This is a genomic window from Nocardiopsis akebiae (assembly GCF_018316795.1).
Taxonomy (GTDB): Bacteria; Actinomycetota; Actinomycetes; order Streptosporangiales; family Streptosporangiaceae; genus Nocardiopsis; species Nocardiopsis dassonvillei.
The window spans coordinates 5,430,776-5,443,695 of record NZ_CP074132.1 but is presented as its reverse complement, the minus strand read 5'-3'; the positions used below and the strand labels follow the sequence as shown (position 1 = coordinate 5,443,695).

Annotated in this window: 13 protein-coding genes and 1 pseudogene; 13 read left to right on the top strand and 1 reads right to left on the bottom strand. The window is 67.3% G+C overall.

Annotation, left to right across the window (positions count from 1 at the left end; all coding sequences use genetic code 11):
- Nucleotides 1–363: 363 nt before the first annotated feature.
- The 10 genes and pseudogenes from KGD83_RS28845 to KGD83_RS23205 all read left to right on the top strand — a co-directional run.
- Nucleotides 364–870 (top strand): annotated as a pseudogene (locus KGD83_RS28845) (Scr1 family TA system antitoxin-like transcriptional regulator); the annotation flags it as partial.
- Nucleotides 860–2,293 carry a choice-of-anchor A family protein gene (locus tag KGD83_RS23245; protein WP_212641167.1) on the top strand — a complete coding sequence of 478 codons (1,434 nt, stop codon included), beginning with the start codon at nucleotides 860–862 and terminating at the stop codon, nucleotides 2,291–2,293. The pseudogene KGD83_RS28845 and the gene KGD83_RS23245, both read left to right, overlap by 11 nt.
- A 206-nt stretch (nucleotides 2,294–2,499) precedes the next feature.
- Nucleotides 2,500–3,132 (top strand): biotin transporter BioY, encoded by a 633-nt coding sequence (locus tag KGD83_RS23240; RefSeq protein ID WP_212641166.1) that lies wholly within the window; start codon nucleotides 2,500–2,502, stop codon nucleotides 3,130–3,132.
- Nucleotides 3,132–3,812, top strand: a complete 681-nt coding sequence (locus KGD83_RS23235; protein WP_212641165.1) for an energy-coupling factor ABC transporter ATP-binding protein — start codon at nucleotides 3,132–3,134, stop codon at nucleotides 3,810–3,812. Before KGD83_RS23240 ends, KGD83_RS23235 begins: the two co-directional genes overlap by 1 nt.
- Entirely contained in the window at nucleotides 3,809–4,423 is a 615-nt protein-coding gene (locus KGD83_RS23230) for an energy-coupling factor transporter transmembrane component T family protein (protein WP_212641164.1), read from the top strand. Before KGD83_RS23235 ends, KGD83_RS23230 begins: the two co-directional genes overlap by 4 nt.
- A 133-nt stretch (nucleotides 4,424–4,556) precedes the next feature.
- Nucleotides 4,557–5,537 (top strand): serine hydrolase, encoded by a 981-nt coding sequence (locus KGD83_RS23225; RefSeq protein WP_212641163.1) that lies wholly within the window; start codon nucleotides 4,557–4,559, stop codon nucleotides 5,535–5,537.
- 144 nt (nucleotides 5,538–5,681) lie between these two features.
- Nucleotides 5,682–7,259, top strand: a complete 1,578-nt coding sequence (locus tag KGD83_RS23220) for a recombinase family protein (RefSeq protein ID WP_165435997.1) — start codon at nucleotides 5,682–5,684, stop codon at nucleotides 7,257–7,259.
- Nucleotides 7,260–8,204: 945 nt separating this feature from the next.
- Nucleotides 8,205–8,423 (top strand): hypothetical protein, encoded by a 219-nt coding sequence (locus tag KGD83_RS23215; RefSeq protein ID WP_013151564.1) that lies wholly within the window; start codon nucleotides 8,205–8,207, stop codon nucleotides 8,421–8,423.
- Between the two features lie 86 nt (nucleotides 8,424–8,509).
- Nucleotides 8,510–9,355 (top strand): P22 phage major capsid protein family protein, encoded by an 846-nt coding sequence (locus KGD83_RS23210; protein WP_212641162.1) that lies wholly within the window; start codon nucleotides 8,510–8,512, stop codon nucleotides 9,353–9,355.
- A gap of 442 nt (nucleotides 9,356–9,797) precedes the next feature.
- Complete coding sequence (locus tag KGD83_RS23205; protein ID WP_212641161.1) at nucleotides 9,798–10,322, top strand: hypothetical protein; 525 nt, start codon at nucleotides 9,798–9,800, stop codon at nucleotides 10,320–10,322.
- A gap of 132 nt (nucleotides 10,323–10,454) precedes the next feature.
- On the opposite strand, the gene KGD83_RS23200 is transcribed toward KGD83_RS23205, so the two are convergent.
- A complete protein-coding gene (locus KGD83_RS23200) occupies nucleotides 10,455–11,660 on the bottom strand; it encodes a helix-turn-helix domain-containing protein (protein ID WP_013151566.1) in 1,206 nt (401 codons plus the stop codon).
- Between the two features lie 159 nt (nucleotides 11,661–11,819).
- Here KGD83_RS23200 and KGD83_RS23195 point away from each other — a divergent pair, with 159 nt between their 5' ends.
- From KGD83_RS23195 to KGD83_RS23185, 3 genes are all read left to right on the top strand, one after another.
- Nucleotides 11,820–12,074, top strand: coding sequence for a hypothetical protein (locus KGD83_RS23195; protein ID WP_126625042.1), 255 nt, complete (start codon nucleotides 11,820–11,822; stop codon nucleotides 12,072–12,074).
- 220 nt (nucleotides 12,075–12,294) lie between these two features.
- A complete protein-coding gene (locus tag KGD83_RS23190; protein ID WP_013151569.1) occupies nucleotides 12,295–12,639 on the top strand; it encodes a hypothetical protein in 345 nt (114 codons plus the stop codon).
- A gap of 56 nt (nucleotides 12,640–12,695) precedes the next feature.
- Nucleotides 12,696–12,845: a hypothetical protein gene (locus KGD83_RS23185; RefSeq protein WP_156095246.1), complete on the top strand. Its 150-nt coding sequence runs from the start codon at nucleotides 12,696–12,698 to the stop codon at nucleotides 12,843–12,845.
- Nucleotides 12,846–12,920 lie beyond the last annotated feature (75 nt).

The following is a 12,920-nucleotide window of genomic DNA, read 5'->3' as shown; positions in this document are numbered from 1 at the left end:
GTGATGACGGGCCGGTCCGGTGCGTCCTCCTCGGCCGTCGCGGGAGCGGACGAGAGAAGGAAGGCCGGAACGAGGGCGAGCACGGCAGCGGATGCAGACCGGCTGCGCGGCAGGGGGTGGTTGCTCAAAATTCCGCTTTCTCTGGGGGATTCATATCGGGGTTCCACGAGAACCATAGTGACGGGATTGCCTGGGAACAAGCCGGTTTTTTTTGATTCGCGTTTCCGGTCAGCGCCCTTTATGGCCTGCTGTTTTTTCGGTGGTTGCAGGTGGTGGGCTTAGTGTTTTTTGCTTATTTTTCGTGGCCCTGCAGGTCAGGGTTGCTCTAATTTTGGATGACCTAAACGGAGGTATGCGGAAGTTTTTCGCGTGGCTTGGTCGGCGGGTATTCGGGAAGCCGGTCGGGTGGAGCGCCTGCTCGACACCCGTGTCTCCCGTCAGCGGATGTCGGAGCGGGAACGGCCGCCATTGATGTGGTCAGTTCTCCATGAGAGCGTTCTGCGGCGCCCCGTGGGAGCCCGGGGTGTGATGACCGCTCAGCCTGGGCGTCTGGCCGAGCCGGCGGCTGGGACTCGCGTTCGCCTGCCGGGTCCCACGTCCGCGACGCCCGGGACCGCCCCCTCGGACACCTGTCCTTCCCGTCCGCCGCACGGGGCGTCCTCCTCTCCGCCCTGCGCGGAGACGGCCCGGGCGAGTAGTCGCCGGGTTCCCGCGTGGGTCGGTCGGCCCCTTCGTTCCCACGGCTGGGCCCCAGGAGCGGACCGGCCCCGTACCCGCCGATGGGGAAACGCTGACGTTTTCCCCCTCGCCCCCGTCGTGCCTTCCCACTTCCAGGTCATGGCATGGTCACAATGTGTGCATGATTTATGACGCAAAGTACGCACGCCGGTCGGCCGCCAGGGGAGCGGGCCGGACCTTCCTGGTCACGGCCGCCACCCTGGCCCTGGCCGCGGGCACCATGTCGGCCGCGCCGGGGTTCCGGGGCTGGTGGGCCCCGGCCCCCGCCGCCGCGGCGGTCACGGTCAACCCCGTCGCCCCCGCGCTCGGCTTCAACGCCATCTCCGAGGGCGACACCTACCTGGCCGGAACCGAGTCCGAGGGCCCGATCGCGGTCGGCGGCGACCTGTCCTTCGGCCGCGACTACCGGGTGCGCATCCACAACGACGGCACCTTCACCGACACTGGGGAGAGCAACCCCGTGGCGCTGCTGGTCCAGGGGGAGGTGGACTTCGACGACAGCGACCCGCAGGGCGTGCTCAGCATCCCCACGGGCGCCTACGTCAAGATCGGCGACCTCGACGACGCCGACGTCTTCACCACCGACCTCAACAACGCCTCGGCCAACACCCGCATCGTCCCCCAGGGCGCCGGTTACGAGGGCTATCCGCGGGTCCAGCTCAGCACCATGCAGCCCGCCGACTCGGTGGGACCGCACCCGGACCTGATCGACTTCGAGGAGGCCTTCTCCGCCTTCCGCTCCTACTCGTCCGGGTTCGCGCTCTGCTCCACCACGGCCACGCTGACCACCCCCAACGGCGACCCGATCGACCCGGACGCCATCCCCGAGGGGGCGGACCTGCACGTCAGCCTCACACCCGGAGAGCAGAACGTCCTCAACATCACCGCCGAGGAACTGAACTCGCTCTCCCAGCTGACCTTCGACGACCAGCCCAACCAGGACACCCCGCTGATCATCAACGTCGACACCTCGGGCGTCGGCGGCGACTTCACCTGGGAGGGCCCCACCGGCGCCGGGTTGAGTTCCTCCACGGCCCCCTACACCCTGTGGAACTTCTCCGACGCCCGGACGGTCACCATCCCCGTGGGCACCGACACCATCGAGGGCACCGTCTACGCCCCGAACGCCGCGGTCAACCACTACTCCTCGGCCAACATCGAGGGGACGGTGGTCGCCCGCGAGTTCACCCAGGACTTGGGCGGCCCGCGTGAGAGCCAGCGCGACACGCGTGTCATCCGGCCCTTCGAACTGCACTACCACCCGTTCGACGCCGAGCTGACCACGTGTGACGCGGGTGAGCCGACCGATCCGGACGAGCCGACGGACCCGGATGAGCCGACGGACCCGGATGAGCCGACCGATCCGGACGAGCCGACCGATCCGGACGAGCCGACGGACCCGGATGAGCCGACCGATCCGGACGAGCCGACCGATCCGGACGAGCCGACGGACCCGGATGAGCCGACCGACCCGGACGAGCCCACTGATCCGGACGAGCCCGGCCGTCCGGACGAGACGGACGACCCCGACGACCCGGCCCCGGGCTACCGGTAGGGGACACCGGTCGCCCGGGCCCGATCCCTCCGGGGAGGCCGCACGGGTCCGCGGGGCGGGGGAGCCCCGCCCTGTGACACGCGTCTCAGGCGACCCCCTACAAGGCCGGGGCCCGCAGAACTGTGCGCCCCGGCCTTCGTCCTGGTCACCGCCATAACGGACAATGGGCAAAGATCCGCCTCCACGACCTCCCGAGGGAAACGCCCATGCCCACGACCAGGACCGACATCCGTCACAGGGGCCTGACCGCCCGCGACCTCGCGCTCATCGCCGTGTTCGCCGGGCTCATCGCCGCCCTCAGCGTCACGGTCGCCATCCCGCTGCCGTTCTCGCCGGTGCCCATCACCCTCCAGACCCTGGGCATCATGCTCGCCCCCAGCCTCCTGGGCTGGAAGCGCGGCCCCCTCGCCGTGGCGGCCTTCATCGTGCTCGGCCTGGCCGGACTCCCGCTCTTCGCGGGCGGCATGGGCGGCGTCGGGGTCCTGGCCCGGCCCTCGGCCGGGTTCATCGTCAGCTGGGTCTTCGCCGCGCTGGTCATCGGCCTGCTCACCGACCTCATGGTCCGCGGCACCCGGGGCCGCTACCGGTTCTGGGCGGGCCTGGGGATCAACGTCGTCGGCGGCATCCTCGTCATCTACGCCATCGGCGTCCCCTGGATGGCCGTCGTCATGGGCGACGGGGTCCTGGCCGCCGCCTACTCCATGGTGGCCTTCCTGCCGGGCGACCTGGCCAAGGCCGTGGTCACCGCGCTCATCGCCAGCGCCGTCTACCGCGCCTACCCGATCCCGCCCGCGGGCCGCCCCGTCCCGGAGACCGCCACCGGCCGCGGGGAATCCTGATGCTGCGCCTGGAGGGCGTCTCCCACTCCTACGACGACCGCGCCGTGCTGCGCGACGTCACCCTCGACCTCGCCGAACACCGCATCGGCGTGATCGGGGCGAACGGATCGGGCAAGTCCACGCTCGCCCGCACCCTCAACGGCCTCGTCGTCCCCGACGAGGGCCGTGTGACGCTGGGGGAGTGGGACACCCGGCGCCACGCCAAGCGGATCCGGCGCCGTGTCGGCTTCGTCTTCTCCGACGCCGCCAACCAGATCATCATGCCCACCGTCGCCGAGGACGTGGAGATCGGCCTGCGCTCCCTGAAGCTGGGCCGCGAGGAGACCGCCCGCCGGGTGGAGGCGGCCCTGGTCCGCTACGGGCTCGACGGCCACCGCGACCACCCCGGCCACCTGCTCTCGGGCGGGCAGAAGCAGCTCCTGGCCCTGGCCTCGGTACTGGTCACCGAGCCCGAGGTGCTGGTCTGCGACGAGCCCACCACCCTGCTCGACCTGCGCAACACCCGCATGGTGCACAGGACCCTGGACGGCCTGGACCAGCAGGTCGTCCTGTTCACCCACGACCTCGACCTGCTCGACGGCTTCGACCGGGTGCTGGTCATGGACGCGGGGCGGGTGGTCTTCGACGGCGTTCCCGGCGACGCCGTGCGCCACTACACCAAGCTCATGGACGAGCGGTGAGCACGGTCGGCCTCTACGTCCCCGGCACCGGGTTCCTGTACCGGATCCCGGCCGGGGCCAAGCTCCTCGCGCTGCTGCTGGCCGGTGTCGGCCTCGTCGTCTGGGCCGACCCCCGGGTCGCCGTCGGCGCCCTGGCCGCCGCGCTCGCGCTGCACCCGCTGGCCGGTCTCCCGCTGGGGCGGGCCTGGTCCGCGCTGCGCGCGCTGTCGCCGTTCCTGCTGGCCATCGGCCTGTTCCAGGTCCTGTTCGCGGACTGGCAGACGGCCCTGCGCCTGTGCGCGCAGCTGGCCGCGCTCGTCCTGTCCGCCAACCTCGTCACGCTCACCACCCGCGTGCGCGCGATGCTCGACCTCTTCGAGCGCACGGCCCGCCCGCTCAGGCGCGTCGGCGTCAACCCCGACCGCGTCGCCCTCGTCCTGGCGCTCACCGTCCGCTCCATCCCGATGGCCGCCTCCGCCTGGCAGGCCGCGCGCGAGGCCTACCGCGCGCGGGGCCTGTCCGGCCGTCCCCACCTGCTCGTGGTCCCGGTCATCGTCCAGCTGCTGCGGATGGCCGACGCGACGGGGGAGGCCCTGGTGGCCCGCGGTATCGACGAGGACACCCGCCGCTGAGGATTCGCCCGCCGGGACGGACGAAAAGAGGGAACCGGGTACCGATTCGGTATCGAGATGTTCGTATTCGCGACATTTCACTGGATAATGGCGGTATCCCAGCCCATCCGCGTGTCAGCGAACCGGTGATAGCGTGCCCCGGCATCCCCCCGCCGACACCCGAGCCCGGTCCGTCGCCGTCGTGGCGGCCGTCCTCGCGGTGATCATGGCCTTCACCCTGCCCGGCGCCACCTCGGCCTCCGGGGCCGCGCCGCCCCGCCCGGACCCCGCGCTGTTCCGGTCCCTGGTCTCCGAGGACGCGTTCCCCCTGGTGCCCTTCGCGCCCGTCGGCGCGCCCGCCACCGGAGGGCAGGGGCTCACCCCCGCCCAGCGCGGGGAACTCACCGCGCGCGTGGAGGCGATCGGGGAGGAGCACCCGGCCGACTTCGCGGTCGCCGTGCAGGACCTGCGCACCGGGGCCACCTTCAGCCACGGCGCCAACCGGCGGTTCCCCACCGCGAGCGTGGCCAAGCTGACCATCCTCACCATGCTGCTGCTGCGCGCGGAGGGGGAGGGCCGCGACCTCACCGGAGCCGAGCGCTCGCAGGTCTCGGCCATGATCCGCCACAGCGACAACGAGGTCACCGACGGCCTGTACTCGCGGATCGGGTTCACCGACGGCTTCGTCGAGGGCTCCGAGACCCTGGGCTTCACCAACACCGAACCCCACCCCGGCGGCAGGTGGGGCGCCACCATGACCACCGCCGCCGACCAGGTGCGGCTGCTGCGGGCCCTGTACTGCGACGGGAGCCCGCTGGCGGAGGAGGACCGGGCCTACGCGCGCGGACTGATGGAGTCCGTCGCCGCCGAGCAGTCCTGGGGGATCTCGGCGAGCGCCGGCCCCGACGACACCGTCGGCCTCAAGAACGGGTGGACCCCGCGCGAGGCCAACGGCGGCCTGTGGAACGTCAACAGCGTCGGCTACGTGGCCGGACCCGGCCGCGAGTACCTGATCGCGGTCCTGACCGACGGCAGCCCCGACTACACCACCGGCGTCGCCCTGGTGGAGGAACTGGCGACCACGGTCACGGCGGCGATGGAGGAGGCCCGCGCCGCCGGGGACCCGGACGGGTGAACGGCCCGGACCCCGGCCCGCGCACACGCGCGCCCCGCCCGGAGGGCTCCGGGCGGGGCGCACGGCGGCTTTTCGGTCAGCTAGTCCAGCGGGCCGCCGATGGTGCACTATGTACCAACTAAGCGGGCCGGTAGCCTCCGAACCATGGGAGCGGTTGCATTGGGCCAGCTAAGAGCGGTTGTCGCCGTGCGGTTGAGCGACTTCACCGACACGTCCACGTCCCCCGAACGGCAGACGGACGCGGGGAACGAGGCCGCGCGGGACCTAGGGGCCCGTGTCGTCGGCTATCCGGTGGACCTGGACGTGTCCGCGTCCAAGACGACGCCGTGGGAGCGGCCCCAACTCGCCGAGTGGCTGAACAAGCCGGACGAGTTCGACGTCCTCATCTGGTGGCGCATGGACCGCGCGGTTCGGTCCATGGCGGACATGTCCGCGTTGGGCCACTGGGCACGGGAGCACAACAAGCGGCTCGTGTTCGCGGAGGGCCCGACCGGGGGCCGCCTGGAACTCGACATGGGTTCCGCTACCGGGGAACTCATGGCGATTCTCATGGCGTTCGCCGCACAGATGGAAGCGCAAGCCATCCGGGAGCGCGTTACCGGTTCCCGTGCACAGCTCCGCCGAACGGGCCGTTGGGGCGGAGGACAACCGCCGTACGGGACGCAGCCCATCCCGAACCCGGACGGGCCCGGCGTCGTGTTGGGTGAAGACGCCGACGCCGTCCAGGTCCTCCGCTACGGTCAGAAGCTTCTACACGCGGGTATGCGGCCCCACCCGATCGCGGAGCACCTAAACGGCATGGCCATCCCCAACGCTACGCGGCACTTCGCATTGAAGGCCGGGACGAGCACGGACAAGGCGGGGAACTGGACGGGATTCGCGTTCAAGAAGATCATGCGTAACCCCGCGTTGCTCGGATACGCCGTCCACGGCGGGACTATCGTCCGCGACGAACGAGGGGAACCGGTCATCGTTGGGCCGGAGATCTTCACCCGAGAGGAGTTCGACGCTGTCGGCGTGATCCTGGACGAGATGGAGAATCCCAACGCGGACAAGCGGCCCCGGAAGGACTCCGGAAGTCGGATGCTCAACGTTGGGTTCTGCGGAGGCTGTGGCGGGAAGCTGTACCCCACCAAGCCCACCAAGAAAGCCGCACGGCGGTACATGTGCCGGAAGGCTTCCGCTGGCGTCAAGTGCGCGCGGCCCGTCTCCATCCGCGCGGATTGGCTGGAGGACTACGCCGAACGCGAGTTCTTGAAGCGGTTCGGCCGTATGGACGTCGTCCGCGTCGTCTCGCACGGCGGGTACGACCCGGGGCCGGAGATGGACGAGGTCACGCGAGAGCTCCGCGTCATGATCGCGCGGCTTACGGAGGCCAAGACGCGGACCACACAAGCCGTGTGGCAAGAGCGCGTGGACGCCCTGGAAGCGCGCGCGGCCACGCTGGAAGCCACGCCCGTTACGGAGCCCTACGAAGAGCAGATACCGACGGGGGAGAAGTACGCCGCTATGTGGCACAACGCCGACGACATGGGCAAGCGGCGCATGATGCAAGACGCGGGCGTGCGCATCGTTGTTCAGCGCAAGGCTCCGGCGGAAGGCAAGACGCGTACCGGCCGCGTGACGCGGCTAGATGAGTCGCTGCTGAGTTTCGACGTGGCTACCAACCGCGACCCGGTAGCGGACGCGGAGGCGGAAGCGTTGTACCAAGCCACGTCCTAACGCCCCTCGTCCTCTCCGGGCCCTCGTTCCCCTCCGCGTCACGGGGGCGGGGGCCCTTGTCATGTCCGGGCCGTCCCTATCCATGCCGTGGAGTGGCCCCGGAGCGTCCGCCGGAGCGGGTCCGGAAGGAAGCCGAAACCTCCGCTCCGGCGGCCGTGGAGCCGGAAGTGTTCCACGCGGAGGAGGCGGCGGAGTAGTCCGCCCTCCGGGCCCTCCTGACGTCCAGGGTGACGAAGTGACGTTTTAGACGTCGTTTCGGTATTCCTTAAGAGTTTTCTATAGGAAACAAGAAACATCCTTCAAAACGTCACTTCGTCACCGACGCGGCCCGCTCTCCGCGAACCTCGTCCCGCGTCCCGTCCAGCACGGCCCCGGGGGCGTCCACGCGGACCGCTCTGCCCTCGTCCCGAGAACGACCACGAGCCGGGCCCTCCGTGTGACGCCCCGGAGACGCCGAGCGTGGCCCATGCCCGCACGCGTAGGGGCATGGTTAGCCCCTGTGCTCTCTGTACAGCTTCACAATGGACGCTAGTGACCTTTTGCCTCCGGCTTCGACTTGGGGGAAGGGTCGCGCGATTCTAAGCCGCCTGCGTCCATTTGAGCGCTTTTGCGTGGAGCCACCCCGGACGCCGCCCGCCTCGTCCTCCGGAGCGGCCCCGTGAACGGTCCGGAGCTTCGGCGGAGGCTACGGGCCGTCTCGTCCGCAATCACCGGGACACACAACTCCGTCGGGCAACTTTCCGCCCGGCAACCTAGGTGATCCATGGAGCGATTCATGTCTTTTGAGCAGTACACGCGCGTCCTGGATGCGCTCACTTATGCCGTTCACGCCACCGCCCACCGACGGGACCCGAAGAACACCGCTGTGTTCATCGCTACCCGTGACGCGTTCGCGGCCCTGTACCCGGAGCACCGGGACGCCTATGTTCCCACCGGGGACCGCTAATGTTCGCTTCCTTTGGCCAGCCCGGCCACGTGACGACCGCAATTGACAAAGAGCTCAACACGCTTCCGTCGGAGCTGGAAAAGCTGGCAACGGACGGGGATATCTCCGAACTTAAGCGCGTCGCCACCGCACTTAACAAGCGGTTCATGGAACGGCAGATGAAAGAAGATCCCCGTGTCCTCGTCTCCGCGATCATGAAGGCCAAAAACGGCAAGTAAGCCGACCCTTTTCTAGCTTCCAGCGCACGGCGCACCCGTGGCGCTTTTTCTATTTCTGGAGTACATATATGGCTCACACTATCCAGGTGTCCGACGTTATTAACGCGTCGCTCGGTCTGGTCGAAACCGAAAGCGTTCTCGGTAATCTCGTTTACCGTGACGCGGAGGCGGGATTCACCGGCGGAGTCGGGGACACCGTCCGCGTGCGCGTGCCTAACGTGATCGACGCTCAGAACGGGGCCGGACAGGCCACGGTGTTCTCTGACATCGCGGAGGGAGCCGTGCCCGTTACTCTTACAGACGAGGCATATTCCGCCGTCAAGCTCTCGGACAAGGAACTTTCCCTAGACATCGTGAATTTTGGTGCTCAGGTTCTCCAGCCTCAGGCGGCGGGCGTTGCGAAGTACTGCGAAAAGGCTATCGCGGGCGTGATGAACGCTCAGGTCAACGACGCGGCGAACACCAACACCATTAACCCGGATGCCCCGCTTTCCGCGATTGCTAGGGCAGCGGCGGAATTCACGCGTCGTGAGCTTCCGATGAATGGTCGTATTCTGGTGATCGGCCCGGAGATGCTGGAGGCTTTTCTTAACCTTCCCGCTCTCCAGGATGTAGCATCCGCCGGGGCGGACGAGGCCCTTAGGGGCGGAGAGCTCACCAGGCTTATGGGTTTCTCTGTCCGCGTCTCTCCTTACACGGATGGGGCTGTGGCTTTCACTCGTGAGGCTTTCACGCTAGCGTGCCGCGCACCGCTCCCTCCGGAGGGAGCCGGGTTCGCGGAGACGCGCGCTCACAACGGCTACGCGCTCCGCTATCTCCGCGATTTCGACATTTCCGTCCGCGCGGATGTCTCTCTCATGGGGACTTTTGTTGGCGCGGGAAAGATGGACGATCGTCGCTTTATGGCTTTCAAGGTTGCCATGTCCGCCTAGTCGTTCGCGAACAGTTCTGCATCAGTCCAGGGATATTCTCCTAGGTATTTTCTTATTTGGTCCTGGAGCTCTCTTGTCTGATATGAGTTACGCGAACGCACGGCGAGAGAAACGAGCACGTGAACCGGAGCGACACCCGCGCGGATGATCAGCGACGTTTCCCCTGGTCAGGGTGGGGAGGACCCCCAAACCTCGGGGGCTATGCTCCGGCGGGGGATAGCGATCCTGTCGCCGTACGGGTCTGAGGTTTTTACTTAGGTGCGTGACTAGCGCGAACATGCGGGCGTATGCGCGTGCAACGCGGGCGCGCACGAGGAATGGTGTTGATTTGCCCTTTCATGTTCCCTTATCTACTTTCAATAGTTTTGCCCTGAAAGCATCTCTTGTCGTGTCCTATGCGCGTATTTAGATGGCCTGATGAAATCATTGCTATGCTGTCTCCATGGGTAACTACGTGAGGGACGTGAACAGCGGAACCGTCGTTCAGGCGCACAAGATCGATACTTTGGTTGTCGGGGGTGAAGAGTCGCCGAAGATTGATTTGCTTGGGGGGCATCTTTCGCGACATGGGGATTGGAAGGGAGTTCCATTTGGGCAGGCGATTAAGGGTTGGCAGGTGGTTCAAGGAGACTTGAACCCGGCTCTCGTTATCAAGGTGGCAAATCCAACATCGCGTTCAATTTTTGTAGAGCAAGTTAGTATTGATATTGCCCAGGATGGCGACTTTGATCGCTATGTGCCGCACTTTCTTTCTGATTGCGAGCATCCATGGTTCCCGCGTCCAGTCAAACGAGAGATTCCTTCTCGTCGGGGTGATTCTTGGTTGGTGAATCTCAAATTGTTTGGTGATATGGTTCGGTTGCTGATGGGTGATCCAGAGTGGCCAATTTTTCATGTTCGGGCGAGGGCTGTAACGGAAGACGGTAGGCGGCTGGAGGATTCCTGGAGCAGATTTCCTCCGAAATGATCTAAAGTCACGAATATTCTTAGTGTTTCAATGTTTTGGATGTTGTTTAAGTTTCGTGAACTTCGCCTTATTTGGCACGCCGGGGCACCCCGAAAGCCCATTTCTTCATGCTTGGTAATTGTTTAGCGCTGTTCAAGCCGGACCGACGCTGTCCAGCACTTCCCGGACCTCCGGGACGTCTGGGAAGTCGGCAAGTCGCGACAGCACGACACGGACCCGGTCCGATGTCCGCGCGGATGCCACGTCTCCGGATAGTTCGATCACGCGGGCCGCGACGCGTGCGGCCTCTTCTGGTTCGTTCGCGTCCGCGTAGGCCACGGCAAGCCACGATTCATACAAAGCCCGCTCTCTTGTGGACGTGGCCGGGTATTCACGGAGGACACGAGAGAGCAGGGGAACCGCGCGCAGGGGACGGCGGAGTTCCGTGTAGACGCGGGAATCCATGACCTCTAGTTCCGCCTCGTTCACCCAGTAAGCCCACTCCGGAGTGTCCCCGCTGTCCTCCGCTAGTGCCTCGTGGGCGGCCCCCAACGACCGCATAGCGGCTTGCGCGTCCCCGGCTTGTGTATGGGCCCACGCGGCCCGGTCATGGAACAGTGCCCGCGTCTTCCCGGGAGCGTCCGGTCCCGCCTCCGCCACGGCCGCGACCGACAGCGCGGCCCCATCGGCAACACGTCCGTTGTTCACCAAGTGGTAGCCGAGAGACCCGGCAAGCTGCGCGGCCAACGGGCCGTCCCCGGCTTCCCGTGCCGCGTCCAGCCCAAGCCGATAGGCCCCCTCCGCCCGGGAGTCCGCCGCGTCGCTGGCAATCCATCCGGCTATCTGCGCGAGTTCACCAACCGCCCGGAGTAGTTCCCGCCGGACCTCGTCCGTGTGCGTCGATTCCCGGAGGACGCGAACGGCCGCGTCCAGTTCCCGGAAGGCCGGACCGATCAAATCGCCTCCGGCTAGAACGTCGTCGGCAAGCCGCAGACCGTGCGCACGGGTCGCCAGATCATCCGCCGTCGTCTGCCCCACCCTCCGGCCTGCTCGGGCCTGTAGCGGCGCGACAGCCTCCCCCGGAGGCAAGAGAGACGCCAGCGTTTCCGCAACCGGAAAGGGCTCCGGCTCCGTGACCGTAGCCCGTTCCAACGTCTCCCGGGAGACGTCCAGAACCTCCGCGAGGTAGGGAAGCCACGCACGCGGGACACGCTTCCCCCGCTCCCACCGCGACACATCGTGTCGGGTCACCGTTGGACGTCCCGACACGTCACACAGCGCTTCCGCCAACCGCGCTTGCGACCAACCACGCGCGGACCGGAGTTCACGGAGCACCAGACGGAACGGTTTGGGGGCCATGCCGCCATTGTGAACCACTGGCCCACAGCAGGGCTCACACCTGGGCTACTCCGTGGAATCTCTTGTGGCGAAACGCTGGACACAGGCATTCAGAAGTGAGTCCCGCGCGGAAGGCCCCCTATGTCGTGCTCGTTCACCCCACTTGACCAGAGAACCGGCGTGGAAAGCCCACTGTCGGACCTCGTGGACTTCCTCCGTACGACGCACGGCGTCCAGGCGGAGGCCGGACCGCTCCCGGGATACGTCACGGCCTCGTCCGGGGACCGCTCCGTGACCGTGATCCTCGTGGGCCGCCAGTGGTTCCGCCAAATCCCGGCGGAGCGCGGGAACACGCTCGTCCCGCTGCACTGGCACGGCATGGAATGGTCCGTGGCCCGCACGGTGGCGGAGACGTTGGCGGAGGACGAGACATGACCGCCTGGACGTGTCCCGCGTGCGCGCACACGGAGACGAGCGGCCACAAGGCACACACGGCGTGTCCCAAGGGCAATCCACAGGACGACAGCGCGGACGTGCCCGCTGTGCTCCACGAGGCGGAGGCGACGCGGCCCCGGACGCCGGAGCCGTCCAGGCTTCCCCAACGGGACCGCCGGGTCCACCGCTGGCCGCTATCAATCAGACAGGAAAGGACGTCATGACGGCATACGACCCGGCGGAGGACGAGGTCCCCGACCCGACACGGGACCCGGAAGGGTTCGCGGATTACCTCTTTGACGCGGTGTCGGGGAACCTCCGGGAGCGGCCCGACGCGGGGGCTTGGGCCGCTCCGCCGTCCCGCGCGACCAAGGCACAGCTCCGGGCCGCGCTTGCGACAGCGGACGAGGATTACAAGGCACTCCGCCGGAACCTCGTGGAGACGGACGCGGCTTTCGACCAACTCCATGAGTGGCTTATGGCGGGTCGGCCGCTTCCGGACCCGTGGCGCAAGCACTTCCGCCCCGTGGACGACGTCCAGGACGAGGACGAGCCGGACGCGTAGCCGCACGGCTTCCGGCGGGACCTCCGCCGGGATACCCACACACGGAAGGACGACCTGTGGCCACTGAAGAAGAAAAAGCCGCCGCTTTGGCCGCCATAGCCGCCGCCATGGAGAAGAAGGGCCAGGAACGGACAGGACCGGTTCGCGGCGCGGACGGCGGCAAGGAGAAGACACAGCCGCAAAAGGGAGACCCCCGCCGCGACTAGAGACCTCCGCGCACGCGTCGGGATGCCCTCGTGTGCGCGGACGCCGGTCCCGCTGCACTTCCCCGTAGCGGGCCC

Excerpts from the sequence above, each read along its gene's own strand:
- KGD83_RS23245 (WP_212641167.1), top strand. The coding sequence starts at position 860 with ATGATTTATGACGCAAAGTACGCACGCCGGTCGGCCGCCAGGGGAGCG.
- KGD83_RS23240 (WP_212641166.1), top strand. The coding sequence starts at position 2,500 with ATGCCCACGACCAGGACCGACATCCGTCACAGGGGCCTGACCGCCCGC.
- KGD83_RS23235 (WP_212641165.1), top strand. The coding sequence starts at position 3,132 with ATGCTGCGCCTGGAGGGCGTCTCCCACTCCTACGACGACCGCGCCGTG.
- KGD83_RS23220 (WP_165435997.1), top strand. The coding sequence starts at position 5,682 with ATGGGAGCGGTTGCATTGGGCCAGCTAAGAGCGGTTGTCGCCGTGCGG.
- KGD83_RS23215 (WP_013151564.1), top strand. The coding sequence starts at position 8,205 with ATGTTCGCTTCCTTTGGCCAGCCCGGCCACGTGACGACCGCAATTGAC.
- KGD83_RS23205 (WP_212641161.1), top strand. The coding sequence starts at position 9,798 with ATGGGTAACTACGTGAGGGACGTGAACAGCGGAACCGTCGTTCAGGCG.
- KGD83_RS23200 (WP_013151566.1), bottom strand. The coding sequence starts at position 11,660 with ATGGCCCCCAAACCGTTCCGTCTGGTGCTCCGTGAACTCCGGTCCGCG.
- KGD83_RS23190 (WP_013151569.1), top strand. The coding sequence starts at position 12,295 with ATGACGGCATACGACCCGGCGGAGGACGAGGTCCCCGACCCGACACGG.